The sequence below is a fragment of the Pseudomonas sp. DWP2-2 genome, from assembly GCF_049897065.1.
In the GTDB taxonomy this organism is placed as follows: Bacteria; Pseudomonadota; Gammaproteobacteria; order Pseudomonadales; family Pseudomonadaceae; genus Aquipseudomonas; species Aquipseudomonas paracarnis.
The window spans coordinates 458,564-484,779 of sequence record NZ_JAFCVN010000004.1 but is presented as its reverse complement, the minus strand read 5'-3'; the positions used below and the strand labels follow the sequence as shown (position 1 = coordinate 484,779).

Here is a 26,216-nt window from a genome sequence, read left to right as displayed (position 1 = left end):
CGCGTTTATTCAGGCAGTACGCGTTTTGTTGGCGTTTTTCGCGAGCAAGCTCGCTCCTACATATGGGGTTGATGGGTCATGCTTATTGTATTCAGCGGCTTGCCTGGCAGTGGCAAGACCACGATTGCCAGGGAGCTGGCGCGACAGTTGGGCGCGGTTTACCTGCGTATTGATGTGATTGAGCAGGCGCTGCGGGAGGCTGCGGTGTTGGCGGGCGATGTGGGGGCCAGTGGCTACGGTGTGGCGAATGCGCTGGCGCTGAGTAACCTGCGCCTGGGACAGCGGGTAATCGCCGATTGTGTGAACCCGGTGAAGGAAAGCCGCGATGCCTGGCAAGCGGTGGCGACAGCGGCCGGCGTGGCACTGATCAATATCGAGGTAGTGTGTACCGATCAGCAGGCGCATCGGCGCCGAGTCGAAGGGCGTGTGGGCGATATTCCGGGGCTGGTGCCACCGACCTGGGAATCGGTACAGGTGCATGAGTATGAACGCTGGGAGGTACCACCGTTCAGGCTGGATACGGCGCAGATGACGCCGGCAGAGGCTGTCGCGGCAGCCTTGCTCCATATAGGCTAAACCCCACCTGTGGCGAGGGAGCTTGCTCCCGCTGGGGCGCGAAGCGGCCCCGCTCTTTGTGGGACTGCTACGCAGTCCAGCGGGAGCAAGCTCCCTCGCCACAATCTTTAGAAGTTACCGCGCAGCGCCTCAAGCCCGCCTTCGTAAATACCGGCAAACAATTCCTCGACTTGCGCATCGGTGGTGCCCGCTGCCGGCGTGAACACGCCGGACCAGGTCACTTTCGCCGAGGTGTCCGTCAACGCTTCCACCTGCAAGGTCGACAGGTAAGCACTCACCGGAAACGGCGACGCTTCAATGGTGTAGCTGTAGGTGCGCGCAACGTTGTCGAAAGTCTGTAAGCGCTCGACAATCGTGCCGCCGTCAGCGGCGGTCAGGTGACGCACACGGCCACCCTCGCTCGGCTCGCTCTTGGCAATCAAAGGCAGCCAGTCGGGCAGGCTGTTGAAGCCGCCAATCAGTTGCCAGACCTGGTCGGCCGATACCGCAATTTCAATCACAGAAGAAGCTGTTGCCACAATCAATACTCCAGTCAGGAAAAAATCAGATTGCCATGCTGTCGACAACGCCACCGTCAACCCGCAGCGCGGCACCGGTCGTCGCCGAAGACAGCGGTGAAGCAATGTACGCCACCAGGTTCGCCACTTCATCCACATTGGCCGCACGCTGGATGATCGAGGTGGGCCGCGCATGGCGCACAAACACATCTGCTTCGTCTCGGGCACTGCGCCCGGATTCGGCCGTGGCGTCCTTGAGCATGTGTTCCAGGCCATCGGTAAAGGTCGGCCCCGGCAAGATAGCATTCACCGTCACCCCAGTACCCGCCAGGCGCTTGGCCAGTCCGTGGGACACCGCCAGGTTGGCGCTTTTGGTCACTCCGTAGTTGATCATGTCAGCCGGCGTCGCCACGCCAGATTCCGACGACACGAAGATCACCCGACCCCAGCCCTGCTCGACCATACCCGGCACATAATGCCGCGCCAGGCGCACGCCGGAGATCACATTGACCTCATAGAAGCGCGCCCACTCACTGTCCGGCGCGTCGAAGAAATCCACCGCGTCGAAGATGCCCAGGTTGTTGACCAGAATGTCGGCGCGGGGTTCGGCGGCGAAGAGTTTCTGTGCGCCTTCAACGGTCCCGAGGTCGGCCACTAAACCACGCAGTTGAGCAGCGGGAATCGCCTGGCGAATGCTCGCCAAGGCGTCGTCCACCTTGCCTGCATCACGCCCGATCACCACCACCGTGGCGCCGGATTGCGCCAGGGCCTGGCTGATGCCCAGGCCGATACCGGCGGTGCTGCCGCTGACAATAGCCACTTTGCCGCTTACATCAATCTTCATGCTCAAGCTCCTTAACGTGAGAGAGGCAAAGGTGCACGGTCCGAGATCAAGCGGGCCTCGCGCAACGCTTGCCAGAAGGCTGCTGGAATCTGCTCAGACAACGCCGCGACGTCTTCGGCAATCCGCCCCGGACGACTGGCACCGGGAATCACCGCCGCCACCGCCGGATGCGCCAGTGAGAACTGTAGCGCAGCGGCCTTGATACTGACGCCAAACGTCTGGGCAATTGCCTTGATCTGCTCGACCTTGGCAATGATCGCCGGACCGGCTTGCTGGTATTCAAAGTGCGCACCGCCAGCGAGGATGCCGGAGCTGTACGGGCCACCGACGACGATCTCGACCTGCTGGGCGTGGGCTGCGTCCATCAGGCGCTGCAAGGCGCGGTCGTGGTCCAGCAGCGTATAGCGACCCGCCAGCAGAAAGCCGTCGGGCTGGGCTTCGGCCAGGTCCAGGGTCAACTCGCAAGGCTCGACACGATTGACGCCCAGCCCCCAGGCCTTAATCACTCCTTGCTCGCGCAAACGGGTGAGTACTTTGAAGGCACCAGTGCGGGCCTGGTTGAAGTATTCCAGCCATTGGTCGCCGTAAAAATCCTGGGCGATGTCGTGAACCCACACGATGTCCAGGCGATCGGTTTGCAGGCGTGTCAGGCTGTCTTCAATGGAGCGCAGGGTGGCGTCGGCGCTGTAGTCATTGATTATTTTATTGGGCCGGCCGTGTTCGAATACGCCGCTTTTTTCCCCAAGGTCACGGGCGGTTTCTTCGACTTCATCGAGAATTACCCGGCCAACCTTGGTGCTGAGCACGTAGTCATCGCGGTGATAGTTGGACAGGGCCTGGCCCAAGCGGATTTCCGACAGGCCCGAGCCGTAGAACGGCGCGGTATCGAAGTAACGCACGCCGTGGCTCCAGGCGGCCTCGACGGTGGCCTGGGCTTCTTCTTCGGGGATAGCGCGAAACATATTGCCCAAGGGGGCGGTGCCAAAGCCCAGTACGCCGGGCAGTGTGTCTTTCAAGCTCATGGTGGTTCCTCAATCGGTGCGAGGTCGCTGTGACCGTTGAGCAGATGCTAGATTGCGCAGATCAGACCGTCCAAGACATACTGCGACCAACTTGAGTCCTTGCAGGTCTTACATGATTGATCTACGCCAGTTGCGCTACTTCGAAGTGGTGGCCGAAGAAGAACACGTCGGCCGCGCCGCCGAGCGCTTGCACATTTCCCAATCGCCCCTGAGTCGGCAGATCGCCCAGCTCGAGGAACGCCTGGGCCTGACCCTGTTCGAGCGCAGCCAGCAGCGCATCCGCCTGACCCGCGACGGCCAGACGTTCCTGGCCGAAACCAAGGCCCTGCTGACCCACGCCAACCGCCTGGAGTCCCTGGGCAAGCGCCTGGGCCGCGGCGAAGAAGGCGGTTTGTGCATCGGTTATATCGAAAACGCCATGCACGCCGGTGTCCTGCCCAATGCCTTGCGCATACTGCGCGACGATAGGCCCGCCGTGCATATCAAGCTGTATAACCTGCCCTCCCTGGAACAACTCGAAGGTTTGCGCCAACGCAGCCTGGACATCGCCCTGGTGGGCGAACCACCTGCCGCCGACGACCCGGACCTGACCGCCTGGCAAGTCCTCGATGACCCGATGCTGCTGGCCCTGCCTGAACAGCATCCGCTGGTTCAACACCCTGAACTGTTGCCCGAACACCTGGCCGACCAACAATGGATCGGCGTGCAGCGCAAACCTGGCGCCAACCCGGCCGATGATTTCGTCGCCGCCTGCATCCGCGCCGGTTTCACCCCGCAGATCCCCATGGAGGCCAGCGAGCCCTTTACTGCATTGGGCCTGGTCGCGTCGGGGCTAGGGGTGGCGATGGTGCAAAAGGGCCTGAGCCGCAACGCTCCACCGGGCGTGGTATTGCGCGAACTGCCGTGGCTGGCCTACACCACACCGCTGTGGGCGGCATGGCACCGCGTCAACTTGAGGCCGTTGGTGGAAACCTTTCGCAAAGTGCTGACCGAACCTGAGGCTATCTGACTGACGTCCCACAGGGTGTCTATGCCGGGTGATGATTTTGTGGGCAACGCAGAACCAGTGTGGGAGCTGGCTTGCCTGCGATAGCGGTGGTTCAGTTGAAGATTCAGTGACTGACACACCGCCTTCGCGAGCAAGCCCGCTCCCACATTGGATCTCAGAGTGCTTCGCGCAACCGATACCACAACATCCCCAACGCCAGCAGTGGCGAGCGCAGCGCCTTGCCACCGGGAAAGGTCATGTGCGGCACCTGGCTGAAAATATCCAGGCCCTGGCTTGCACCCGCGTGTATCCCTTCGGCCAGCAACCGTGCGCACCAGTGCGTCACGTTCAAGCCGTGACCGGAATAGCCTTGCGCATAGAACACGTTGGGGTACTGCTTGAGGCGCCCGACCTGGGGAAAACGGTTGGCAGTAATGCCGATCTTGCCGCCCCACTGGAACTCGATAGCCGTGTTGGCCAACTGCGGGAACACCTTGAGCATTTTCGGGCGCATGTACGCGGCGATGTCCTGGGGGTCGCGCCCCGAGTAGTGGCAGGCACCACCGAACAACAGGCGCCGGTCGGCGGTCAGCCGGTAGTAATCCAGGCCGACTTTCTGGTCGCACAGCGCCAGGTTCTGTGGGATCAACTGCTGGGCCACGGGCTCAGGCAGAGGCTCGGTGGCGATGATGTAGCTGCCCGCCGGCAGTACCTTGCCGCTCAAGCGCGGCTCCAGCTCCTCAAGATGGGCATTGCATGCCAGCACCAGGTTGGCTGCGCGCACGCTGCCGCCTGTGCAGCGCACCCGCACCGTCTCGCCATGGATCAGCTCCAGCACCGGGCTGTACTCAAAGATACGCACCCCGAGGGCCTCGGCCGCCTGCGCTTCACCCAATATCAGGTTGAGCGGGTGCAGATGCCCGGAACCCATGTCGACCAGGCCGCCGGCATACATAGCAGAGCCCACCACCTGTGCCATGTCTTGTGGGCCGACCAGCCGCGTTTCATGGGCATACCCCACGGCCGCCAGGTGCGCCTGTTCGCCCTTGAACGCCGCGAACTGCGCCGGAGTATTGGCGAGTTCGCAAAAGCCCCAGCGCAGGTCACAGTCGATGCCGTGCTCGGCAATGCGCTGGCCCACCAGGGCGACCGAGTCGATACCGGCCCGCTCCATATAGCGCACGCCCTCCTCGCCCACGTATTTGGCAAACCCGGAGACATCATGGCCAATGCCACGGATCAATTGCCCACCGTTGCGCCCGCTGGCGCCCCAACCGATGCAGCGCGCTTCCAGCAGCACCACCGAAAGCCCGCGCTGGGCCAGTTCAATGGCGGTGTTGACCCCGGTGAAACCGCCGCCGATCACACACACATCGGCGCTCAGGTCTGCCTCAAGTGCGGGCCGCTGCACCATGGCATTCGCCGAAGCGCGGTAATAGGACGGGGCATGTTCATTGGACTGCATCATCGGTTGGACTTCACTTTGCTCCAGGCGCGGGTCATCACGCGCATGGTCGCCGGCGTAGGCGTGGTGGAGATATAGAGTTTGTCGAGTACGTCCTGGGGCGGGTACACCTCAGGATTGTTCACCAGCTCCGCAGGCATGAACGGCTTGGCGGCCGGGTTGGCGTTGGCATAGCCCACCGAGGTGCTGACCTTGGCAATCACCTCAGGCTCAAGCAGGTCGTTGATGAACGCATGGGCTTCTTTAGGGTTGCTCGCATCGGCCGGAATCGCCAACAGGTCGAACCACAGGTTAGAGCCTTCCTTGGGGATCGAGTACGCAATGTTCACCCCGTTCTTGGCTTCCTTGGCGCGGTTGGCGGCCTGGAACACATCGCCGGAATAACCGAAGGCCACGCAGATATTGCCGTTGGCCAGGTCCGAGATGTACTTGGAAGAGTGGAAATAGGTGATGTACGGCCGCAGCGTCAGCAGCTTGGCTTCGGCCTGCTTGTAGTCCTCGGCATTCTCGCTGCGTGGGTCCTTGCCCATGTAGTTGAGGATCGCCGGGAACAGCTCATCCGCTGAATCGAGGAAGGCCACGCCGCACTCATGCAGCTTCTTGATATTTTCCGGTTCAAACAGCACGGCCCACGAGTCGATGCGGTCGATGCCCAGCACTTGCTTGACCTTGTCGACGTTGTAGCCAATGCCATTGGTGCCCCACAGGTACGGCACCGAGTGCGCATTACCGGGGTCGTTCTGTTCCAGTAACTTCAGCAGCTTGGGGTCCAGGTTCTTGAAGTTGGGCAACTGCGCGCGGTCAAGCTTGAGGAACGCGCCGGCCTTCACCTGGCGCGCCAGGAAGTGGTTGGACGGCACCACCACGTCATACCCGGTACGCCCGGCCAGCAACTTGCCCTCCAGGGTTTCGTTGGAGTCGAACACATCGTAGATCACCTTGATGCCGGTCTTGGCCTGGAAATCCGCCAAGGTGGTCTCGCCAATGTAATCGGTCCAGTTGTAGACACTCACCGTCGGCGCCGCCTGACCGGCACCGCTGAACGCCGCGACCAGGGCCAGTGGAAGAAGCTTGTTCACAAGACGCATATCGTCACCCCTCTTATGCTTGTTTTCAGACGCTCAACAGCAGGAACTCACGCTCCCAGGAACTGATCACCCGCTTGAAATTCTCATGTTCGGCGCGCTTGACCGCGACGTAGCCGCGCACGAATTTTTCGCCCAGGTACTGCTTGACCGTGTCGCAATCCTCCATGCGCGCCAGCGCATCTTCGAGGGTGAACGGCAGGCGCAGGTTGCGGCGTTCATAGGCGCGGCCTTCCACCGGGGCACTGGGTTCGATGTGCTCGATCATGCCCAGGTAGCCACACAACAAGCTGGCAGCAATCGCCAGGTAAGGATTGGCATCGGCGCCCGGCAGGCGGTTTTCCACGCGCATCGCCTCCGGGCTGGAAGTGGGTACGCGCAGGCCGACGGTGCGGTTCTCTTCGCCCCATTCGACGTTGACCGGCGCCGAGGTGTCCGGCAAAAACGCCGAAACGAGTTCACGTTGGGTGCAAACATCGGCAGCAGCTTGGGGATGTACTTCTGCAGGCCGCCGATGTGATGCAGGAACAACGGGCTCATGTTGCCGTCGGCATCGACGAACACCGGTTTGCCGGTGGCGATTTCGACCACGCTCTGGTGCAGGTGCATGGCGCTGCCGGGCTCGTCGGCCACCGGCTTGGCCATGAAGGTGGCGGCGACGTTGTGCTTGAGGGCGGCCTCGCGCAAGGTGCGCTTGAACACCGTGATCTGGTCGGCCAGGTCCAGGGCGTCGCCATGGCGAAAGTTGATTTCCATCTGCGCCGGGCCGTCTTCGTGGATCAGCGTATCGAGGTCCAGACCCTGGGCTTCGCACCAGTCGTAGACGTCTTCGAACAGCGGGTCGAATTCGTTGGCGGCATCGATCGAGAACGACTGGCGCCCGGTTTCGGCGCGGCCCGAGCGGCCGATGGGAGTTTTCAACGGCAGGTCCGGATCTTCGCAGCGCTGGGTCAGGTAGAACTCCATTTCCGGCGCGACAATCGGCTGCCAGCCTTGGTCGGTATAGAGCTGCAGGACTTTCTTCAACACATTACGCGGCGACAGTTCGATGGGGTTGCCCTGTTTGTCGAAGGTGTCGTGGATCACGATGGCGGTGGGTTCGATGGCCCACGGCACCACGTAAGTGGCGTTGGCGACCGGGCGGCAGATCATGTCGATATCGGCCGGGTCCAGCAGGTCGTAGTAGATATCGTCGTCGACAAAGTCCCCGGTTACCGTTTGCAGCAACACACTTTCCGGCAGGCGCATGCCTCGCTCATGCAGGAACTTGTTGGTGGGTGCGATCTTGCCGCGTGCGATGCCAGTCAAGTCACTGATCACGCATTCGACTTCGGTAATCTTGTGTTCTTTCAGCCAGGTGGACAGCTGATCGAAGGGGGCGTTCATAAGGACCTCGTCTTGGGTGGGATGCGACGCCGGCTTGTACTCCCAGCGCATTGAGGTCTATCTTGGGCCAGCCTTGAAACGGCATCTATCCACTTTGCACGCGGCACAACGCACCAATAGAGTGCGCACGGATCACCATGACACAGGCAACCGCTTTGCGCGTACAGGCCTTCGCCACCGGCGATGTGGCCGCCCAATGCAGTGCGACACCCGGCTGGGTGCAGCAGTACCAGCAGATGTCCCCCGGGCATTTTGCCGGGCGGGTGCGCTACCTCGACCTGCACGGGGTGCAGGTGTACGAAGAGTGCATGAACACCCGGGTGGAGCAGCATTTCAACGCACCTGCCGGCGCCCTGGCGTTCTGTTTCGACGCCAGTGACAACGCGCTGTACCTGCTCAATGGCGAAAGCCGCAACACCTGGATCACCCCGGAAAACTACCGCGAAGTGGCCGTAGTGTTCGGCCCGCAGTTCGTCCAGCGCCAGGGCCTGGATATAGCCAAGCTCGAAGGCTTGTTCATGGCTCCGCTGACCTGTCGGCAAAATGCGCTGTTCACTCGCTGGCTGAGCGGCACCCTTACGCGCCTGTCGGCACTGACCGACCCCATCAGCCGCGATGCCCTCACCCAGCAACTGCTCGACGACTGCCTGTTTATCCTCGATAACGCCTGCGTGTGCCTGGACGGCAGTTCCTTGCAAAAGCGCAATGAAGAACGCCAATTGATGGCGCGCATCGGCGAATGGGCGGCGGATGCGCCGGATGAAACCGCCAACCTGTTGGAACTGGCGCAGATTGCGGGTGTGCCGTTGCGCCAATTGCAGCAAGGGTTCAAGACCTACACAGGGATGAGCCCGGCGCAGTGGTTAAGGTTGCGTCGGTTGAACGGGGCGCGGCGTGAGTTGCTGAGCACGACCGACACCACGGTGGCCGAGGTCGCGATGAATTGGTCGTTCTGGCATTTGGGGCGGTTTTCAAACAGCTACCGGGCGCTTTTTCAGGAGCTGCCCAGCGAAACCCTGAAACGCTCCAGCTGAAAAAACACGCTTGACCTTGTGGGAGGGACAGGCCAAACCGTCCCTCCCTTAAACCTCAATCAGGGCTGCGCGTTCAAAAAAGTGGAGATCAGTTGATTGACCTGCTCCGCCGCCTCCAGCTGCACCATATGCCCCTGCCCCGGCAATACATGCACCTGAGCCTGCAGCCCTTGGGCGTGACTTGCCGGGATGATCGCGTCGTCACTGCCCCAGATCACCAGGCTCGGCTGGCGGCCCACCTCGCTGCGAAGATCCAGCATCTGCCGCCCGCCATCGAACAGCCTGTGATCGAGCTGGCGCAACGCTTGATCCACCCCTTCCAGGCGCTTGAATTTGAGCATGTCCTCCAGCATCTGCCGCGTCACCAGCGCAGGGTTACTGAACAGTTGAGTCAATGGCGGCTTGAGCGCGTTACGGTTGTTGGCTTCGACAAAACCTCGCAGGTAATCGCCGTTGATATCGGCACCCAGACCGGCGCTGGCGATCAAGGTGATGGAGGCGATACGTGCAGGCGCCAGGCTGGCGACGGTGAGGGTCACCAGCCCACCCATGGAGTGGCCGGCCAAATGCACACGGTCGAGCGTCAGGTGGTCGAGCAATGCCAGTACGGCGTGACTGAGTTCGGCAGCGTCTCCCGTTTGCAGAGACTTGCCCGACTCCCCGTGCCCCGGCAGGTCCAGGGCAATCACCCGGCGTTCGGCGGCCAGGGCTGGTTGATTGAACAGCCAGTTGTTCAGATCGCCCCCGAAGCCGTGCACCAACACCAGCGGCGTGCCGCCCTCGCCCATGTCCAGATAACGCAGCAAGCGCCCGCCTACCTCGACTTTTTGTGCGCTGGGGCCGGCCTCTTCGGCTTCGGCGGCACTGGAGACGAACCCGGCGTTGAAGCGTTCGATCACGCTATCGATTTCAGCCTCTGTCGCCTCGCCGTCCACCACAATTCCCAGTAGAGCGCCCACCGGCAGGGTTTCATCACTGAGCGCCAGTACCCGACGCAGCACGCCGCTAAAAGGCGCCTCGACACTGCTGGAGATCTTGTCGGTCTCCACGTCCAGCACTTCCTCGCCCTTTTCCACTCGGTCGCCGGGTTGTTTGAGCCAGACATCGATGCGGCCCTCGGTCATCGACAGGCCCCATTTGGGCATGGTCAGGGTATGAATCATGCGGCGGTCCTCTTGTCGGCGATCTTCATCACGGCGGCCTCGATCTTCGCGGCGTTGGGGATGTACAGGTCTTCCAGTGCATCGGAAAACGGCACCGGGGTGTGCGGCGCGGTGACCATCTCGATGGGAGCGCGCAGGAAAGCGAACCCCCGCTGGGCCACCAGGGCACTGATGTCGGTGGCGACCGAGCAGCGTGGGTTGGATTCGTCGATCACCACCAGGCGCCCGGTTTTCTCGACGCTTTCAAGGATGCTGTCTTCATCCAGCGGGCTGGTGGTGCGCAGGTCCAGCACTTCACAATCAATGCCTTGACGCGCCAGGTTGGCCGCAGCCTCCAGGGCGATATGCAGCATGCGGCCGTAGGTCACCAGCGTCACATCCTTGCCCTCACGCACAAAGTTGGCTTCGCCAAACGGGACCGTGTACAGCTCTTGCGGTACGTCGCCCTGCATGCCGTAGAGCATTTTGTGCTCCAGGAAAATCACCGGGTCATTGTCGCGGATTGCCTGGGTCAACATGCCCTTGGCGTCGTAGGGCGTGGCCGGGCATACCACCTTGAGGCCGGGGATATGCGTCCACATGGAGGTGAGCATTTGCGAATGCTGGGCAGCCGCCCGCAAACCGGCGCCGTACATGGCACGGATCACCAGCGGTGTAGTGGTTTTGCCACCGAACATATAGCGGAACTTGGCAGCCTGGTTGAGCAACTGGTCCAGGCAGCAGCCGATGAAGTCGACGAACATCAATTCGCATACTGGGCGCATGCCACGGGTAGCGGCGCCCACCGCCATGCCCACGTAGCCGACCTCAGACAACGGTGCGTCCAGCACGCGCCCGGGAAATTGCGGGTGCAAGCCCTTGGTCACGCCGAGCACGCCGCCCCATGCGTCCTGCTCACCGGGGGAACCGGTGCCACCGGCCACATCCTGACCGATGATGAATACGCTCTGGTCACGGCCCATCTCTTGAGCCAAGGCCTCATTGATCGCCTGCTGATAGCTGATTTTACGAGCCATTAGATTCTCTCCACGTCTTGTTTTTATAGGGTTGGTATCAGCGGTAGGCCACGTAAACGTCGCTTAGCAGGTCGGCGGCCTGGGGCTTGGGATCGGTTTTGGCCAGGCGCACGGCGTCTTCGATCAACTGAGCCACTTCACCGTCGATGCGCTCGAACTGCGCTGCGTCCAGCCAGCCTTCGGCATTGCAGCGCTGACGGAACAAGGCCAGGCAATCGGCGCTTTCGCGCAGGTTTTTCACTTCGTCAGCGCCGCGATAGGTTTGCGCATCGCCCTCGAAGTGCCCGTAGAAACGGCTCAGCTTGACCTCGACCAGTGTCGGCCCGTCGCCTTGGCGCGCCCGCTCCACAGCAACGCCGAGCGCTTCATGCACAGCGAAAAAATCATTGCCGTCGACGATCACCCCCGGCATACCAAACCCGGCGGCGCGCTCGGCGATGTCTTTGCATGCCACCGACCAACCGGCGCCAGTGGCCTCGGCATAACCGTTGTTTTCGGCGACAAACAGACACGGCAGCTGCATGATCGACGCCAGGTTCATCGCTTCGAACACGGCACCTTCGTTGGAGCCACCGTCGCCAAAAAACGCCACTGCCACGCCCTGGCTCCCCTTGAGTTTGGCAGCCAGCGCCGCCCCCGCGGCCAACGGTGCGCCGGCACCGACAATGCCGTTGGCGCCGAGCATGCCTTTCTCCTGGTCGGCGATGTGCATGGAGCCGCCCTTGCCGCCACACACGCCGGTTTTCTTGCCATAGATTTCGGCCATCATGCCGAACACGTCGACGCCCTTGGCGATGCAGTGTCCGTGGCCGCGGTGGTTGGACGCGATGCAATCATCGTCATTGAGATGCGCCATGACACCAGCGGCGCAGGCTTCCTGACCGGCATACAGGTGAACGAAACCGGGGATCTCGCCGGTGGCGAACTCCACATGCAGGCGTTCTTCGAAATCGCGGATGGTGCGCATCACGGTGTAGGCATGCAGTAACTGATCGGTGCACAGGTGGGTGGACATCTTGTTGTTCTCCAGGTTGTCTCGACGCACAAAAGACTGGCTGCAGCCAGTGCCAAGCTGTTCAGCACAGCTTGTGCCAACCGTCGAAAAAACCTGGCAAAGCCTTGATCCAGAGCCGCGCCACACAGCGATGCCCAGGCAAGTGGTCGGCTAAATGTGAGACGCAACCACGCAGTTCGACCCTTGAGTCTCAGCGGCATGAGACGCAGCGTCTCAATGCAGGCGTTGGTCAGGGTGCCCTTGTCCGTGGGCGCACATGCGCGCTTAATGACGCGCATAACAACAAAGCTTGAGAACCGGAGGCTTTATGCTCGCCATGAACTCCAGGGAGCATGTCGACTGTGTCAGTCGCGTGGTCCGCAATGCCGAGCGCCTGCCCCAGGCGCCCGTACCGTCGCTGATCTTCGATTCGTGGCGGCGGTCCATGGAGCAACACCGCCTGGACCCCGGCTCCCTGCAAGGTCCACGTATCCTCAGCGAACCCTTGCTCAAGGAGTGCCGCGAGCGCGCCGAGCTGTTCATGCGCATCGCCGGCGAAGAAGTCGCACAGTTGCACCATCGCGTGCGCCATGCCGACTACTGCGTGATGCTCACCGACGCCCAGGGCCAGACCATTGATCACCGTGTCGATGCGAACATTCGCACCGACTGCCGCAAGGCCGGTCTTTACCTGGGCACCTGCTGGTCGGAAGCCGAGGAAGGCACCTGCGGCGTGGCCACGGTGCTGACCAGTAAAACAGCGGTGACGGTGCACAAGCGTGATCACTTTCGCGCAGCGTTTATCGGCCTGACGTGTTCGGCTGCGCCCATCTTCGACCCGCAGGGCCACCTGTTGGGTGTGCTGGATGTCTCGGCGCTCAAGTCGCCGGATGACCGCGGCAGCCAGCACCTGATACGGCAGATGGTGGCGCAGAGCGCCCAGGCCATCGAAAACGCTTTTTTCATGCACAGCGCCCGGCAGCACTGGGTATTACAAGCCCATAGCACTCCAGGCTTTGTCGACAGCCAACCCGACCTGCTGCTGGCCTGGGACCAGGACGGACGTCTGCACGCCTTGAACAGCAAGGCGCGTCAAGCCCTGCGCTTGCGCTTTGGCCAGCTGCCTGAGCATATCGGCGAAGTGTTCGATGTGGATGCATTGCGTGCAGCCACTGATCAGTCAACCCGGCAGTTGCACTGGCTGGGCAAGCCCGACGCGGTACACGTGAGGGTCAATGCACCCCGACGCCCCTCGGTTCGGGCGCTGCCAGAGACTCAAGTCGACCCGCGGATCCAGGAGCACCTGCGCTTGGCTGCGCGGGTCAAGGACCGCAACCTGCCCGTGCTGGTGCAAGGTGAAACCGGCGTCGGCAAAGAAGTCTTCGCCCGCCAGTTACACGAGCACAGCGCGCGCCGGCACGGGCCGTTTGTGGCGGTGAACTGCGCGGCGATTCCGGAGAGCCTGATTGAAAGCGAGCTGTTCGGCTATTCGCCCGGCGCCTTCACCGGAGCGTCCAGCAAAGGCATGAGCGGGCTGCTACTGAAAGCCGACGGCGGTACGTTGTTCCTCGACGAAATCGGCGATATGCCGCTGGCGTTGCAGACACGGTTGCTGAGGGTGCTGGCCGAGGGTGAAGTCGCGCCGTTGGGCGCAGCGAAAACCCGCGTGGTGAACATTCAGGTGATCTGCGCCAGCCACCGCGATTTGGCGGCGCTGGTCAGCGCGGGCCGATTCCGTGAAGACCTGTACTTTCGCCTGGGTTGTGCGCGTTTCTGCCTGCCACCGTTGCGCGAACGCACCGATAAGCTGGCCCTGATCAATCGGCTGTTGGAGCAAGAGGCGCGTAACAGTGGCGTGTCGTTGGGCATCGGCCAGGCCGCACTGCAATTGCTGCTGGGTTATGCGTGGCCGGGCAATGTGCGGCAACTGCGGCATGTGCTGGCGTACGCCTGTGCGGTGTGCGAAGGGACTACGCTGCAAGTGGCGGATTTGCCGATTGATATCCGGGGCGAGCAGCCTCAAGGGCTGGCCGAACAGAGCGCCAGCCCCGAGCGTCAAATGGTTCTGGATGCGTTGATTCGCCATCGCTGGAAACCCTCACCTGCGGCACAGGCCCTGGGGATTTCAAGGGCAACCCTGTACCGACGCGTGAACCAACTGGGTATTGATATGCCCGGCAAAACCCACTGATACAAGGGGTCGACTCCCACGCAGGCGAGTCGACCACGCTGTCAGCGGTAGACCAGGCCACCGTCGATCAACGGCGCCTGCCCGGTCATATAGTCTGCGTCCGGGCCTGCCAGAAATGCCACAAACCCCGCCACATCCTCCGGCGTTTGCGCACGGCCCAAGGCAATCCCATCCACGTACTGCTTGTAGGTTGCCCCCACCTGCGCCCCGGTAATCTCGGCCATGCGCTTGTCGATCTCAACCCACATATCGGTGCCCACCACACCGGGGCAATAGGCGTTTACCGTGATCCCCGCGCTCGCCAGTTCCTTGGCCGCCGCCTGGGTCAAGGCGCGCACCGCGAATTTGCTCGCCGAGTAGACCCCTAACAGCGCAAAGCCTTCATGCCCTGCGATTGAACAAGCATTGATGATCTTGCCCTTGTGCTTGAGTGCCTTGAATTTGTTGGCGGCCGCCTGGATCCCCCACAGCACGCCCTTGACGTTGATATCCAGGGTGCGCTCGACCTGCTGCGGGCTGACATCGAGCAATGAGTCGATCTGCGCCACTCCGGCGTTATTGACGATGATGTCGAATCCGCCCAGCGTCTGGTGGGCATGCTCTACCGCAGCCGTCACCTGTTCGCGTCTGGATACATCAGCGATGAACACAGAGGCTTTGCGGCCGGTGGCGACGATTTCGGCGGCCACGGCGTTGAGCTTGGCGCCGTCAATGTCCACCAACGCGACATCGGCGCCGTCCTGTGCAAGGCGCATGGCAATAGCCCGGCCTATGCCCTGCCCGGCGCCGGTGACCAGCGCGACTTTACCTGCGATACCCATGACAATCTCCTGAAACGATGAGGGGAGCCTTGTCTATCGCAAGTCGGCGCCTGGCTGTCGAGCCGTAACAGGATCGGCATCGGAGCTGAGACGGGTTGTCTCGCCGCATGAACCTTGCGCGAAAGCTTGTAAAAGGCCGCGCTTATGCCTAGCTTAGGCGCCCCCCCGCCCAGCGCTTTAAGGCCTTGCCCCATGGTTTTGCGTTTTCGCCCCGTCGTCACTTCACGTTTCGCCCTCGGCCTGTTGCTCAGTGGCGGCATCGGCAGCAGCCTGGCCGCCGAGATCGAGTTGCCGACGGTAAAGGTCCAGGGCCAGGATGAGTCGGGCTACCGCAGTGAAACCGCGTCGGTGGGCGGCTTTGATGAAGCGCCGCTGTTGGACACCCCCGCCTCGATCACCGTGATCAACGCCGCGCTGATCAAGGACCAGCAGGCACGCTTGCTCAGTGAAGTGCTGCGCAACGATGCCTCGGTGGGCGACAGTTACGCGCCCATCGGTTATTACGAGAATTTCGTGGTGCGTGGCTTTTCGCTGAACGCGGCCAGCAGCTACAAGATCAATGGGCGCACCATCACCGGCGAGCAGAACGTCGCGCTGGAAAACAAGCAGCAGGTGGAAGTGCTCAAGGGCCTGGCCGGTTTGCAGAGCGGTATTTCCGAGCCCAGCGGGGTGATCAATTACGTGACCAAACGCCCCCAGGATGTGCGCTCGGTGACGGTGTCCACCGATGATCGTGGCAGTGGTTACATCGCCACCGATGTCGGCGGCTGGTTTGGCAGCGAGCAGCAGTTCGGCCTGCGCGCCAACGTCGCCCATGAAGACCTCAATTCCTATGTGGAACACGCCAACGGCCAGCGCGATTTCGTGTCCCTGGCCTTTGACTGGAACATCAGCCCCGACGCCGTGCTGCAACTGGATGCCGAGTACCAGAACAAGCAACAGCGTTCGGTACCGGGGTATCAACTGCTGGGGGGCACCGAAGTGCCCCACGGTGCTTCACCGAAGAAGCTGTTGGGGCACCAGACGGGCGGCAAGCAGGTCGGGATTGATTCGCTGAACCTCAACGGCAAGTTCGAGTACCGTTTCAGCGATCAATGGAAAGGCAGTGTCAGCGCGGCGCGTAGCAAGGTGGTGATTGATGACTACAGCTCGTTTGCCTGGGGTTGCAATGGTTCAGCCAGTTGCAGTTCCGCAAGCGTGCCGAACTACTTCAGCCCCGAAGGCAACTACGACGTCTACGACTACCGCAGCCCGGATGACACTCGCCGCGACGATGAAATCCAGGCGGCCATGACCGCCCTCTTCGACACCGCCGGCATCGGCCATGAACTGACCTTTGGCAGCAGCGCGTTTCGCCGAGTGATCGACAAACGCAAGTCGGTCAATGAATTCATCGGCACCGCCAATACCAACGAAGAGGTGCCGAGCTTTCCCCCGACCGACAAGCCGTTGAACGACAGCCACCGCAACCTCGACAGCCGCCAGTACGGGCTGTTCGTCACCGACCGCATCCGCTTCAACGAGCACTGGCAAACCCTCCTCGGCGGCCGTGAAGTGCGCCTGGACGAAAAAGCCTTCGACAGCGTCACCGGCAACCAGACGCGCCACACCCAACAGTACGTGTTCCTGCCCCAGGCCTCGTTGATCTACAAGCCAGTGGACAACGTTTCGCTGTACACCAGCTACAGCAAGGGCCTGTCCCTGGGCGGCACCGCGCCGTGGTTTGCAAGCAATGCCGATGAAACACTCGCCCCCACCGTCTCGCGCCAGATCGAAGCCGGGGTGAAATACGACTGGCGCCGTATCAGCTTCGCCGCCGCTGTATTCCAGACGCGCCAGGCTTACCAGTACGCCAAGCCCGAAGGTGGCACGTTCAACTACGTGCAGCAGGGCCAGCAAAAAAACACCGGCATTGAATTGTCCGCCAACGGCTGGGCCACCGACCGTCTGCAGATCGCCACCAGCGTGGCCGCGATCCGAGCGCGGGTGAGCGGCAGCGGCACGCCGGAATACGAAGGCCACCAGGCGATCAACGTGCCCAAGCTGCGCGCCAGCGTGTACGCCGACTACGCCCTGCCCTGGGTCAACGGCCTGGCGGTATTGGGCGGCGTGCAATACAGCGCCAAGAAGTCTGCCAATCGCACCGGCAACGTGGAAGTGGGCGACTACGCGGTGGTCAACGTCGGCAGCCGCTACACCACCAAGGTCGATGGCTACGAGACCGTGTTTCGCCTGAGCGTCGATAACCTGTTCGACAAGCGCTACTGGCGCGACGCCGGCGAATACATGGGCGATGACTACCTGTTCCAGGGCGCACCGCTGACGGCGCGCCTGAGTGCTTCAGTAAACTTCTGAACCCCCGACTCTGTGGCGAGGGAGCTTGCTCCCGCTGGGGTGCGAAGCGCCCCCCAAAATCCGGCTCCAGCTTCGCTGTCGAGCGGGAGCAAGCTCCCTCGCCACAAAAAGCAGCAACTCTCTGATCGTTACTTGGGCATCTTGCGAAAGCCCACCGCCAGGCGGTTCCAGCTGTTGATGGTGGCGATGGCGACGCTCAGGTCCACTTGTTCCTGGGGGCTGAACTGCGCAGCCAGGGCGTTGAAGTCTTCGTCGGGGGCGTGGGTGTGGCTGAGCAGCGTCAGGCTTTCGGCCCAGGCCAGCGCGGCGCGTTCACGTGGGGTGAAAAATGGCGTTTCACGCCAGGCCGACACGGTGTACAGGCGCCGTTCGGTCTCGCCGCCCTTGCGCGCATCGGCGGTGTGCATGTCGAGGCAGAACGCGCAGCCGTTGATCTGCGATACGCGCAAGCGCACCAGTTCCAGCAGTGGCAGTTCGATGGAGAGTTTGCCCACCGCCGCTTCCAGGGCGAGCATGGCTTTCATGGCGTCCGGGGAGGCGGTATAGAAATCGGTACGGGTTTGCATGGTGAATCTCCAGAACGTTGGGATAGGTGCGCAGAGTAGTCAGCGCAGCGTTCTGGAGAAATAGCCAATCCGGGCGAAGAACAGGTGACCAATCTACAGGCCGCGGTTCCTCAGCCACTGGATGAAGCCCTTCTTGACCGGTACCACGGGCGCGTCTTCGGTCAGGGCCTGGGCGGCATGGCGGCGGAAGTCCAGCAGCGCCTTCATGGCTTCGCCGATATCATGCCGGGCGTCCAGGCACGGCTTGAGGTATTCATTTTCGATGCGGTAGAGCGTGCAGTAGGTCTTGGCCGAAAAATCCGCCAGCGCCGCCTGGTCGGAGAGAATGCCGGACTCACCGATCACCTCCCCAGGGCCCATGCGCCCAGCCTCGAACTTGTGCCCGTCCTTGATCAACAGCACCGAGACCACGCCGGACTCGATGATGAACAGGTGATCGCTGACCTCCCCCGCCGCCAGGATCATCTCACCGGCGCGGTAGGTGTGCAGGGTCATGTTCTGGCTGAAGGTGTCTTTTTCTTCCTGGCGCAAGGTGGAGAAGATCGTCGAGCGCTCCAGCAAGGCGCGGGCGCCAGACACCGCAGGCGGCGTGCTGCCTTCGGTGGCGGACAACAGCCCCACGCCCGCCGCCTGCAAATGCCGGTAGGCCAGGTCGTAAAGCTGGTTGCGGGTTTCGCGCTTGAGGCCCATGGCCGGCACAAAGCCGCTGATCTCATATTCCACGCCACTGCCGGTGGACGCTTTGAACGCGACGCTGGGCGCCGGCTGGGCCAGCAACGGCCGGCAGCCCTGCATCGCACGTTCCAGCGCTTCGATCACCGTTTGCGGGCGCGCATGGGGGCTGACTTGCAGGCTGACCGCCAGGCCGAACATGTCTGCCGGGCGCGAAAAGTTGATGATCTTGGCCTTGGCCGCCAGGGAGTTGGGGATCACCGCCAGGCTGCCCTGAGAGGTTTGCAGGCGCGTGGCGCGCCAGTCGATATCGGTGACACGGCCTTCGGTGCCGTCGATGGAGATCCAGTCATCGATCTGGTAAGGCTTGGTGGTATTGAGGACGATCCCGGAAAACACATCGCTCAGGGTGCTTTGCAAGGCCAGGCCGACGATGATCGCCACGGCGCCGGAGGTGGCCAGCACGCCCTTGACCGGCAGGTCGAGCACGTAGGCCATGGCGGCGATGATCGCAATGAGGAAAATCACTGCGCCCATCAGGTCCTGCAACAAACGCCCGGTATGGCCGACCCGCTGCATCATCACCGCGCCGAGCAACACCGTGAGGGTGCGCGCGGCGAACAACCACCAGCCGATCTGCAGCGCCGTGGCGGCCAGATGCAAGGTGGTGTCATCGGCATAGGGCGCCGCTTGCATGGGGTTCATGCCGTCGTTGAACAACACGGCACTGAACACCGCGAAAATCACCAGCCGCGCTGCGAGTTTCCAGTTGGCCAGGTTGGGGGAAATAAGGCGCCACACGGCGATGTCGATCAGGATCAACGCCACGGCGCACAGCATCGGGTGATCAGCGATAAATGAGGGCATCCAGGCGACTCCAGGGCGAATGCCGAGAAGATCGCATGAAATCAGAAACCTGGAAACAAAATGTAGGAGCTGGCTTGCCTGCGATGCAAACACCGCGGTGTATCAGCTACACCAGGGTGATGCTATCGCAGGCAAGCCAGCTCCCACAGGAGGTTGCGGTGAACCGTCAGGCGTGCATCTGCCCGAATTTGCCCGACTGAAAGTCGGCAAATGCCTGGTGAATCTCCTGCTCGGTGTTCATCACGAACGGACCGTGGCCGACGATGGGCTCGTCGATGGGTTCGCCGCTGAGCAGCAGCACCTTGGCGTCGTCGTTGGACTCCAGGGTCAGTTGCTTACCGTCGCGCTCGAACAGCGCCAATTGCCCCTGGCGTGCGACCTCCTCGCCATTGATCAACAACGTGCCGCTGAGCACCACCAAGGCGGTGTTACGCCCGGCGTGCAGGTCCAGCGTGACCGCTTTACCGGCGTTGAGGCGCAAGTCCCATACGTCTATCGGAGTGAAGGTGCGGGCCGGGCCTTGAGTACCGGCAAATTTCCCGGCGATCAGCCGCAGGTGGCCGGCGTCGTTTGCCAATGGCAGCACCGGAATGTCGCCATCGACGATGGTCTGGTAACCGGCATCCGCCATTTTGTCCTTGGCCGGCAGGTTGACCCACAGTTGCACCATCTCCAGTGCGCCGCCACTACGGGCGAAGTCTTGGGAGTGAAACTCTTCGTGCAGGATCCCTTTGGCTGCGGTCATCCATTGCACATCGCCCGGGCCGATTTTGCCGCCGGCACCGGTAGAATCGCGGTGCTCGACTTCGCCGTCGTAGACGATGGTCACGGTTTCAAAACCGCGATGCGGGTGCTGGCCGACGCCGCGACGTTGTTCAGTCGGGGTGAATTCGGCTGGACCTGCGTGATCCAGCAACAGGAATGGGCTGATGTGCTTGCCCATGGTGTCGTAGGAAAACAGCGTGCGTACCGGGAAGCCGTCGCCGACCCAGTGGGCGCGGGGGCTGGTGTAGATACCAATCAGCTTTTTCATGGTGTACCTCCAAAGTGAGTACACCTTAAATCGCCTCACCCTTGAGCACTAGCCGGTAAAAATGGCCCTGATCGTTCTATATATAGGACAGCGTTTTAACCTGGCGTTGGCGCAGCAGTTGAAAGGCAACCAGTGCCGACAGTGCAAACCCGGCCTGGATAACGATCATCGGCGCGGCACTGCCATCGCGTAACTGGCTCAGCAACAACCCGCTGCACGTGGCGCCGAACATCTGTGCAAATCCCATGAGCCCGGCGGCTAAACCCGCACGATGCGCATTGGGCATCACGGCCCCGGTAACGGAACCGGGCAGCACCAGGCCGCCGCCGAGCGTGACCAGGGCGATGGGAATATCCAGCCCTACTACCGACAACCCGAACACTCCGTAAATCGCCAGGGCTGCCACCCCGCCCACCGCCACCATCGTCACACCCATCGCCACAATGCGCTGCGGCCCCAGGCGCTGAATGTTACGCCGGGTATAAGTGGAGCCGACGATCAGCATCGACACAATCAGCCCGAAGTTGAGCCCGTATTCAAGGCTGCTGAACCCCAGCAGATTGATAAACACCGCCGATGAACCCGCGATCACCGCAAACATCGCGCCATAGGTACACGCCAGGGCCACCGCGTAAGCACGGTACTGGCGCCCCTTGAGCAGATCCAGATACTGCCCGCCGAGGGTGCGCCAGTGTGCGGCCCTGGGATCGAGGTGATGATTGCTCTCGCGAAAGAACAGCAGCGCCAGCAATAACACCAGGCTGCCGATCACCAACGCCAGGGCGATGGGCGCACGCCAACCCAGCAATTTGATCAGTAAGCCCCCTGCTATCGGCGCAACGACGATGGCATACAACATGCCGATCATAGTCAGCGCCAGGGCCGGGCCTGCCTCGGCTTTCCACACATCGCGCACCACGGTGCGCGCTAGTACCAGCGCGGCGCACGCGCCCAGGCCTTGCAACACCCGGGCGGCGATAAACTGCTGGATGTCGGTGACCAGCAGCATCGCCAGCGTCGCCACTACGTAGAGCGTCAGGCCCCCGATCAAGACTGGCCGCCGGCCGATGCGATCCGACAGCGGCCCGAACAGTAGCTGCCCCAGGCCAAACGCAGCAACGAATGCCGACAGCGCCATCAGTGCCGAGCCTTGCGGCGCCTGCAGCGCGTGCTCGATGGCACCCAGGCCGGGGATGATCAGTTGCGTCGAGACTTCACCCAATGCGGTGAGGGCAACCAGCAAGAACAGCAAGCTGCGTGAGGGTGCCGGGGCGTTTGCCATGGGGAGTATCCGGGGGCTGGATTAATTTATATTTCGACCATAATATGAGCGAAAAATTATGTCCATAATTTTTTGCCCTATGGTCACCCTGGAGTTCGTCATGCCCCCTCTCCCCCTGCGCCTTCTCACGCCACTGGCTCTGCTGGTGGTCCTCAGTGGCTGTAACAGCAAGGCCGACAGCGCCGCCCAGGCGCCCACATCGCGCCCGGTGCTGGCCGCCAAAGTCGAAGCCGCCGGCACCCAGCAAAGCGCCTATACCGGCGTGGTGGCGGCACGCACTGAAAGTGACCTGGGCTTTCGGGTCAGCGGCAAGGTGATCGAGCGCAAGGTCGACCCCGGCCAGCACGTCTCCCGTGGTGACACCCTGTTGGTGCTGGACATCGGCGACTTCGAACTGGCGCTTCGCTCGGCCAAGAACCGCGTCAACGCCGCCCAGGCCCAACTGCGCCAGCGTCGTGACGATGAAAACCGTTACCAGCGCCTGGCCAGCACCGGCGCGGTGTCGCGGCAGATCTTCGACCAGTCGGCCACCAACCTGCGCGTCGCCCAGGCCGAACTGGCCGCGGCGCAATCGGATGCCAGCCAGATCGAAAACCGTCGCACTTATTCGGTACTCAAGGCCGATGGCGACGGCATCATCACCGACGTGCTGGCCGATCGCGGGCAAGTGGTGGCCGAAGGGCAAATCGTGGCGCGCCTGGCCCATGACGGCGCCCGCGAAGCCATCGTCAACCTACCGGAGAACCGGCGTGACCTGGCTGCGCAAAAAGCCCTGGCGTTTCCCTTTGGCGCAGCCGACCAGGCCGTGACCGCCACCCTGCGCGAACTGTCCGCCAGCGCCGACCCGGTCACCCGCACCTACCGCGCACGTTACGTGCTGCAGGGTTCGGTCGAGCGTTTCGCCCTCGGCTCCACCATCACCGTGCGCCTGCAAGGCAACGGCCAGCCCCTGCAAACCCGCGTGCCGATTGGCGCCTTGCAGGATGCGGGGCAAGGCACGGGCGTATGGCTGATTGGCGATGATCAAAAGATCAGCTTTGCCCCGGTGAAGGTCGCCAGCCTCGGCCAGGAAGACGCCTTGCTCGACAGCGGCGTAACACCCGGCCAAACCATCGTCGCCCTCGGCGCTCACCTGTTGCACAGCGGCGACACGGTGCGCTTGCTGCCCGCCCAGGCCCTGGCCCTCAACCGTAAGCAGGATCAATGAGTATGCGCGGGATCAACCTCTCCGAACTGGCCGTCAAGCACCGCGCCGTCACCTTGTTCTTGCTGATTGCGATCCTCGTTGCCGGGGTCTTCGCGTTCGGCAAGCTGGGGCGCGCAGAAGACCCTTCGTTTACCGTCAAGGTCATGACCATCACCGCCGCCTGGCCCGGCGCCACCGCCCAGGAGATGCAGGAGCAAGTAGCCGACCGCCTGGAAAAGCGCCTGCAGGAACTGGACTACTACGATCGCGTCGAGACCATCGCCCAGCCAGGCTTTGTGTCGATGCGCATGACCTTCCTGGAGTCCACGCGCCCGAGCGAGATTCAGGAGCTGTTCTACCAGACCCGCAAAAAACTCAGCGACGAAGCCACGCGCCTGCCCAAGGGCGTGATCGGGCCGTTTTTCAACGATGAATATTCCGACGTGTACTTTGCGTTGTACGCCCTGGAAGCCGAACACCTGCCCCATCGCCAACAAGTGCAAATGGCCGAGGAGCTACGCCAGGGTTTGCTCAACCTGCCTGGGGTGAAGAAGGTCAATATCCTTGGCGAGCAGGCCCAGCGCGTGTTTGTCGAGTTCTCCTATGAGCGCCTGGCAACCCTGGGCATCAAGCCCGAACAGATCTTCGCCGCCCTCGCCGCACAAAATGCCGTGGCGCCCTCAGGCTTCGTCGAAACGGCGGGCGCCCGCGCTTATATCCGCATCGACGGCGCGTTCGACAGCCTCGCGCTGATCGAAAACGTGCCCCTGCAAGTCAATGGCCGCGTATTGCGCATCGCCGATGTGGCCACCGTGAGCCGGGGTTATGAAGACCCGCCCAGTTATCGCATCCGCCATCAGGGCGACCCGGCGTTGATGCTGGGCGTGATCATGGAGAAGCACTGGAACGGCCTGGAACTGGACAAGAGCCTGCAGGCCCAGGAAGCCAGAATCCAGGCCGACCTGCCGCTGGGCGTGAACTTCGCCAAAGTCTCCGACCAGGCGAAAAACATCAGCCTGGCGGTCAACGAGTTCATGCTCAAATTCTTCGTCGCCCTGGCCGTGGTGATGCTGATCAGCCTATTGGCCCTGGGCTTTCGCGTGGGGCTGGTGGTGGCGGCGGCCGTGCCGCTTACGCTGTCGATCGTGTTCGTGATCATGCTGGTCACCGGCCGTGAATTCGACCGCGTGACCCTCGGCGCATTGATCATCTCCCTGGGCCTGTTGGTGGACGACGCGATCATTGCCATCGAGATGATGGTGGTCAAACTCGAAGAAGGCTTTGACCGCATCCACGCGGCCACCTACGCCTGGAGCTCAACAGCGGCGCCGATGCTGACCGGGACTCTGGTGACCATTATCGGTTTCCTGCCGGTTGGCTTTGCACGCTCCGGGGCGGGTGAATACGCCGGGAATATCTTCTGGATCGTGGGTTTCGCGCTGATTTCATCCTGGTTGGTGGCCGTGGTGTTTACGCCTTACCTGGGCGTGAAGTTGTTGCCGCAGATCAAGCCAGTGCCCGGCGGGCATGATGCGATTTATGCCGGGCGCTACTACCAGAAACTGCGCAGCCTGGTGGAGGCCTGCGTGCGCGGGCGCTGGCTGGTGACCGGCATGGTGGTGGCCGCGTTCGTGGTGTGCGGCCTGGGTATGGCGGTGGTGAAGAAACAGTTCTTCCCGGACTCCGACCGCTCGGAGCTGATTCTGGAAGTGTATATGCCACCCGGCAGTGCCTTCAAAAGCACCGAAGCCGTGGCGGCGCAGGTGGAGAAGGCGCTGTTGCAAGAGCCGCAGACCAGTATGGTCGACACCTATGTGGGCGGCGGTGCACCGCGGTTCTTCCTGTCGTTGAACCCTGAAATGCCAGACCCGGCGTTCGCCAAGTTGATCGTGCAAACCCCGGACTCCCACGCCCGCGACGCGCTGAAACTGCGGATGCGCGAGCGCATTGCGGCAGGCGAATTTCCGTCGGCGCGGGTACGGGTCACGCAGCTCGTCTTCGGCCCGCCGGTGCCGTTCCCGGTGGTGTTTCGCGTCTCGGGGCCCGACCTGAATGTGCTGCGCGGGCTGTCTGAAGACGTGCGTCAGGTCGTGGCCGGCAACACGCTGACCAGAGACACCTTCCTAGAATGGGGCGAGCGTGCCAGCGGTTATCGCCTGGTGCTGGACCAGGATCGCTTGCGCTTGCTGGGTTTTACCCCCGACGAGGTCAAGTCCCAACTCAACGCCCTGCTCAGCGGCAACCCGATCACCGAAGTTCGCGAAGGCAACCGCACCGTCTCAGTGGTGGCCCGCGCCCAAGGCAGCCAACGCGAAGACCTGGCCAACCTCAACAACATGACGCTGACCAACAGCGCCGGTACGTCGGTGCCGCTGGCCCAGGTCGGGCATTTCAAGGCGGTGATGGAAGAACCGATCCTCAAGCGCCGCGACCGCGCCACCACCGTGGAGGTACGCGCCGACATCATCGACGGCGTACAACCGCCCGATGTCGAAATGGCGGTGTACAAAGACCTGCAACCGCTGATCGCCAAGCTGCCCAGCGGTTACAAAATCGACATCGGCGGCCCGGTTGAGGAAAGCGCCAAGGCCAACGTGGCCCTGGCGGCGCTGTTTCCGATCATGATCCTGCTCACCCTCACGGTGATCATGTTCCAGGTGCGCTCGTTCGGCGTGATGTTCATGGTGTTCGCTACCGCACCGTTGGGCCTGATTGGTGCAGTGCCGACCTTGTTGCTGTTCAACCAGCCGTTCGGCTTCAACGCGATCCTGGGCCTGATTGGCATCGGCGGCATTCTGATGCGCAATACGCTGATCTTCACCGACCAGATCCGCCAGAACCAGGACCACGGCATGGCGATTCGCGAGGCCATTATCGAAGCCACGGTGCGGCGCGCGCGGCCGGTGATCCTTACGGCACTGGCGGCGGCGTTGGCGTTTATTCCGTTGACGTTGTCTGTGTTCTGGTCGTCGCTGGCTTATGTGCTGATTGGCGGTGTGCTGGTGGGCACGGTGTTGACGCTGTTGTTTCTGCCGGCGCTGTGCAGCCTGGTACTGCGCGACAAGGTTGCTGAAACGTCCCACGTAACTGCCGGATAAGCTCTACTCCCCTCCCCTGTAAACCTCTGCAAAGTCCCTCGCCTGATCAAACAGTGCGAGGGATTGCAGATGGTT

Annotated in this window: 20 protein-coding genes and 1 pseudogene; 7 read left to right on the top strand and 14 right to left on the bottom strand. The window is 62.2% G+C overall.

Annotated elements, in window-relative coordinates; translation table 11 throughout:
- Positions 1–78: 78 nt before the first annotated feature.
- The gene (locus tag ACP7CZ_RS12400) at positions 79–576 is read left to right on the top strand and encodes an AAA family ATPase (protein ID WP_034125769.1); all 498 of its coding nucleotides are present in this window, start codon (positions 79–81) and stop codon (positions 574–576) included.
- A 107-nt stretch (positions 577–683) separates the two neighbouring features.
- Here ACP7CZ_RS12400 and ACP7CZ_RS12395 read toward each other — a convergent pair whose 3' ends face one another.
- From ACP7CZ_RS12395 to ACP7CZ_RS12385, 3 genes are read right to left on the bottom strand one after another with little or no spacing between them, the layout of a single operon-like run.
- Positions 684–1,094, bottom strand: a complete 411-nt coding sequence (locus ACP7CZ_RS12395) for an SRPBCC family protein (protein WP_054918606.1) — start codon at positions 1,092–1,094, stop codon at positions 684–686.
- A 25-nt stretch (positions 1,095–1,119) separates the two neighbouring features.
- Complete coding sequence (locus tag ACP7CZ_RS12390; RefSeq protein ID WP_096143378.1) at positions 1,120–1,917, bottom strand: SDR family NAD(P)-dependent oxidoreductase; 798 nt, start codon at positions 1,915–1,917, stop codon at positions 1,120–1,122.
- An 11-nt stretch (positions 1,918–1,928) separates the two neighbouring features.
- Positions 1,929–2,939, bottom strand: a complete 1,011-nt coding sequence (locus ACP7CZ_RS12385; protein ID WP_294143503.1) for an aldo/keto reductase — start codon at positions 2,937–2,939, stop codon at positions 1,929–1,931.
- A gap of 112 nt (positions 2,940–3,051) precedes the next feature.
- On the opposite strand from ACP7CZ_RS12385, the gene ACP7CZ_RS12380 reads away from it, so the two are divergent.
- Positions 3,052–3,948: a LysR substrate-binding domain-containing protein gene (locus tag ACP7CZ_RS12380; protein WP_294143504.1), complete on the top strand. Its 897-nt coding sequence runs from the start codon at positions 3,052–3,054 to the stop codon at positions 3,946–3,948.
- A 154-nt stretch (positions 3,949–4,102) separates the two neighbouring features.
- Here ACP7CZ_RS12380 and ACP7CZ_RS12375 read toward each other — a convergent pair whose 3' ends face one another.
- From ACP7CZ_RS12375 to ACP7CZ_RS12365, 3 genes and pseudogenes are all read right to left on the bottom strand, one after another.
- Positions 4,103–5,395, bottom strand: coding sequence for an NAD(P)/FAD-dependent oxidoreductase (locus ACP7CZ_RS12375; RefSeq protein WP_197901116.1), 1,293 nt, complete (start codon positions 5,393–5,395; stop codon positions 4,103–4,105).
- A complete protein-coding gene (locus ACP7CZ_RS12370) occupies positions 5,392–6,480 on the bottom strand; it encodes a polyamine ABC transporter substrate-binding protein (RefSeq protein WP_034125776.1) in 1,089 nt (362 codons plus the stop codon). The genes ACP7CZ_RS12375 and ACP7CZ_RS12370 overlap by 4 nt, the downstream gene beginning before the upstream one ends.
- A 25-nt stretch (positions 6,481–6,505) precedes the next feature.
- Positions 6,506–7,863, bottom strand: a pseudogene (locus ACP7CZ_RS12365) (glutamine synthetase family protein).
- Positions 7,864–8,000: 137 nt separating this feature from the next.
- On the opposite strand from ACP7CZ_RS12365, the gene ACP7CZ_RS12360 reads away from it, so the two are divergent.
- Positions 8,001–8,897 carry a helix-turn-helix domain-containing protein gene (locus ACP7CZ_RS12360; RefSeq protein WP_197901117.1) on the top strand — a complete coding sequence of 299 codons (897 nt, stop codon included), beginning with the start codon at positions 8,001–8,003 and terminating at the stop codon, positions 8,895–8,897.
- A 59-nt stretch (positions 8,898–8,956) separates the two neighbouring features.
- On the opposite strand, the gene ACP7CZ_RS12355 is transcribed toward ACP7CZ_RS12360, so the two are convergent.
- The 3 genes from ACP7CZ_RS12355 to ACP7CZ_RS12345 are packed head-to-tail and all read right to left on the bottom strand — an operon-like array spanning position 8,957 to position 12,091.
- Positions 8,957–10,060, bottom strand: coding sequence for an acetoin dehydrogenase dihydrolipoyllysine-residue acetyltransferase subunit (locus tag ACP7CZ_RS12355; RefSeq protein ID WP_089042541.1), 1,104 nt, complete (start codon positions 10,058–10,060; stop codon positions 8,957–8,959).
- Complete coding sequence (locus ACP7CZ_RS12350) at positions 10,057–11,076, bottom strand: alpha-ketoacid dehydrogenase subunit beta (RefSeq protein ID WP_294173490.1); 1,020 nt, start codon at positions 11,074–11,076, stop codon at positions 10,057–10,059. The genes ACP7CZ_RS12355 and ACP7CZ_RS12350 overlap by 4 nt, the downstream gene beginning before the upstream one ends.
- A gap of 37 nt (positions 11,077–11,113) precedes the next feature.
- Positions 11,114–12,091 carry a thiamine pyrophosphate-dependent dehydrogenase E1 component subunit alpha gene (locus ACP7CZ_RS12345; RefSeq protein WP_034125780.1) on the bottom strand — a complete coding sequence of 326 codons (978 nt, stop codon included), beginning with the start codon at positions 12,089–12,091 and terminating at the stop codon, positions 11,114–11,116.
- Between the two features lie 307 nt (positions 12,092–12,398).
- Here ACP7CZ_RS12345 and ACP7CZ_RS12340 point away from each other — a divergent pair, with 307 nt between their 5' ends.
- On the top strand, positions 12,399–14,261 hold the full coding sequence (locus ACP7CZ_RS12340) for a sigma-54-dependent Fis family transcriptional regulator (RefSeq protein WP_294173487.1): 1,863 nt from the start codon (positions 12,399–12,401) through the stop codon (positions 14,259–14,261).
- Positions 14,262–14,302: 41 nt separating this feature from the next.
- Here ACP7CZ_RS12340 and ACP7CZ_RS12335 read toward each other — a convergent pair whose 3' ends face one another.
- Entirely contained in the window at positions 14,303–15,082 is a 780-nt protein-coding gene (locus ACP7CZ_RS12335; protein WP_003190660.1) for an acetoin reductase, read from the bottom strand.
- Between the two features lie 192 nt (positions 15,083–15,274).
- Between ACP7CZ_RS12335 and ACP7CZ_RS12330 the strand changes: the two genes are divergently transcribed.
- A complete protein-coding gene (locus tag ACP7CZ_RS12330; protein ID WP_294173485.1) occupies positions 15,275–17,437 on the top strand; it encodes a TonB-dependent siderophore receptor in 2,163 nt (720 codons plus the stop codon).
- Between the two features lie 128 nt (positions 17,438–17,565).
- Here the strand turns inward: ACP7CZ_RS12330 and ACP7CZ_RS12325 are convergent, their stop codons facing one another.
- The 4 genes from ACP7CZ_RS12325 to ACP7CZ_RS12310 form a co-directional block, all read right to left on the bottom strand.
- Positions 17,566–18,003: a carboxymuconolactone decarboxylase family protein gene (locus ACP7CZ_RS12325; RefSeq protein WP_034125784.1), complete on the bottom strand. Its 438-nt coding sequence runs from the start codon at positions 18,001–18,003 to the stop codon at positions 17,566–17,568.
- Positions 18,004–18,096: 93 nt separating this feature from the next.
- Entirely contained in the window at positions 18,097–19,542 is a 1,446-nt protein-coding gene (locus ACP7CZ_RS12320) for a mechanosensitive ion channel family protein (RefSeq protein WP_127881274.1), read from the bottom strand.
- A gap of 166 nt (positions 19,543–19,708) precedes the next feature.
- The gene (locus ACP7CZ_RS12315) at positions 19,709–20,575 is read right to left on the bottom strand and encodes a pirin family protein (protein WP_054896578.1); all 867 of its coding nucleotides are present in this window, start codon (positions 20,573–20,575) and stop codon (positions 19,709–19,711) included.
- 76 nt (positions 20,576–20,651) lie between these two features.
- Positions 20,652–21,857 carry a multidrug effflux MFS transporter gene (locus tag ACP7CZ_RS12310; protein WP_054918624.1) on the bottom strand — a complete coding sequence of 402 codons (1,206 nt, stop codon included), beginning with the start codon at positions 21,855–21,857 and terminating at the stop codon, positions 20,652–20,654.
- 100 nt (positions 21,858–21,957) lie between these two features.
- On the opposite strand from ACP7CZ_RS12310, the gene ACP7CZ_RS12305 reads away from it, so the two are divergent.
- Positions 21,958–23,064: an efflux RND transporter periplasmic adaptor subunit gene (locus ACP7CZ_RS12305; protein ID WP_072447886.1), complete on the top strand. Its 1,107-nt coding sequence runs from the start codon at positions 21,958–21,960 to the stop codon at positions 23,062–23,064.
- A 2-nt stretch (positions 23,065–23,066) separates the two neighbouring features.
- Positions 23,067–26,141, top strand: a complete 3,075-nt coding sequence (locus ACP7CZ_RS12300; RefSeq protein ID WP_294173475.1) for an efflux RND transporter permease subunit — start codon at positions 23,067–23,069, stop codon at positions 26,139–26,141.
- The last annotated feature ends 75 nt before the right edge of the window (positions 26,142–26,216 follow it).

What these genes read in the sequence shown, in the direction of transcription:
- ACP7CZ_RS12400 (WP_034125769.1), top strand. Translation starts at nt 79, where the DNA reads ATGCTTATTGTATTCAGCGGCTTGCCTGGCAGTGGCAAGACCACGATT.
- ACP7CZ_RS12390 (WP_096143378.1), bottom strand. Translation starts at nt 1,917, where the DNA reads ATGAAGATTGATGTAAGCGGCAAAGTGGCTATTGTCAGCGGCAGCACC.
- ACP7CZ_RS12385 (WP_294143503.1), bottom strand. Translation starts at nt 2,939, where the DNA reads ATGAGCTTGAAAGACACACTGCCCGGCGTACTGGGCTTTGGCACCGCC.
- ACP7CZ_RS12380 (WP_294143504.1), top strand. Translation starts at nt 3,052, where the DNA reads ATGATTGATCTACGCCAGTTGCGCTACTTCGAAGTGGTGGCCGAAGAA.
- ACP7CZ_RS12375 (WP_197901116.1), bottom strand. Translation starts at nt 5,395, where the DNA reads ATGATGCAGTCCAATGAACATGCCCCGTCCTATTACCGCGCTTCGGCG.
- ACP7CZ_RS12370 (WP_034125776.1), bottom strand. Translation starts at nt 6,480, where the DNA reads ATGCGTCTTGTGAACAAGCTTCTTCCACTGGCCCTGGTCGCGGCGTTC.
- ACP7CZ_RS12360 (WP_197901117.1), top strand. Translation starts at nt 8,001, where the DNA reads ATGACACAGGCAACCGCTTTGCGCGTACAGGCCTTCGCCACCGGCGAT.
- ACP7CZ_RS12355 (WP_089042541.1), bottom strand. Translation starts at nt 10,060, where the DNA reads ATGATTCATACCCTGACCATGCCCAAATGGGGCCTGTCGATGACCGAG.
- ACP7CZ_RS12350 (WP_294173490.1), bottom strand. Translation starts at nt 11,076, where the DNA reads ATGGCTCGTAAAATCAGCTATCAGCAGGCGATCAATGAGGCCTTGGCT.
- ACP7CZ_RS12345 (WP_034125780.1), bottom strand. Translation starts at nt 12,091, where the DNA reads ATGTCCACCCACCTGTGCACCGATCAGTTACTGCATGCCTACACCGTG.
- ACP7CZ_RS12340 (WP_294173487.1), top strand. Translation starts at nt 12,399, where the DNA reads ATGCTCGCCATGAACTCCAGGGAGCATGTCGACTGTGTCAGTCGCGTG.
- ACP7CZ_RS12335 (WP_003190660.1), bottom strand. Translation starts at nt 15,082, where the DNA reads ATGGGTATCGCAGGTAAAGTCGCGCTGGTCACCGGCGCCGGGCAGGGC.
- ACP7CZ_RS12330 (WP_294173485.1), top strand. Translation starts at nt 15,275, where the DNA reads ATGGTTTTGCGTTTTCGCCCCGTCGTCACTTCACGTTTCGCCCTCGGC.
- ACP7CZ_RS12325 (WP_034125784.1), bottom strand. Translation starts at nt 18,003, where the DNA reads ATGCAAACCCGTACCGATTTCTATACCGCCTCCCCGGACGCCATGAAA.
- ACP7CZ_RS12320 (WP_127881274.1), bottom strand. Translation starts at nt 19,542, where the DNA reads ATGCCCTCATTTATCGCTGATCACCCGATGCTGTGCGCCGTGGCGTTG.
- ACP7CZ_RS12315 (WP_054896578.1), bottom strand. Translation starts at nt 20,575, where the DNA reads ATGAAAAAGCTGATTGGTATCTACACCAGCCCCCGCGCCCACTGGGTC.
- ACP7CZ_RS12310 (WP_054918624.1), bottom strand. Translation starts at nt 21,857, where the DNA reads ATGGCAAACGCCCCGGCACCCTCACGCAGCTTGCTGTTCTTGCTGGTT.
- ACP7CZ_RS12305 (WP_072447886.1), top strand. Translation starts at nt 21,958, where the DNA reads ATGCCCCCTCTCCCCCTGCGCCTTCTCACGCCACTGGCTCTGCTGGTG.
- ACP7CZ_RS12300 (WP_294173475.1), top strand. Translation starts at nt 23,067, where the DNA reads ATGCGCGGGATCAACCTCTCCGAACTGGCCGTCAAGCACCGCGCCGTC.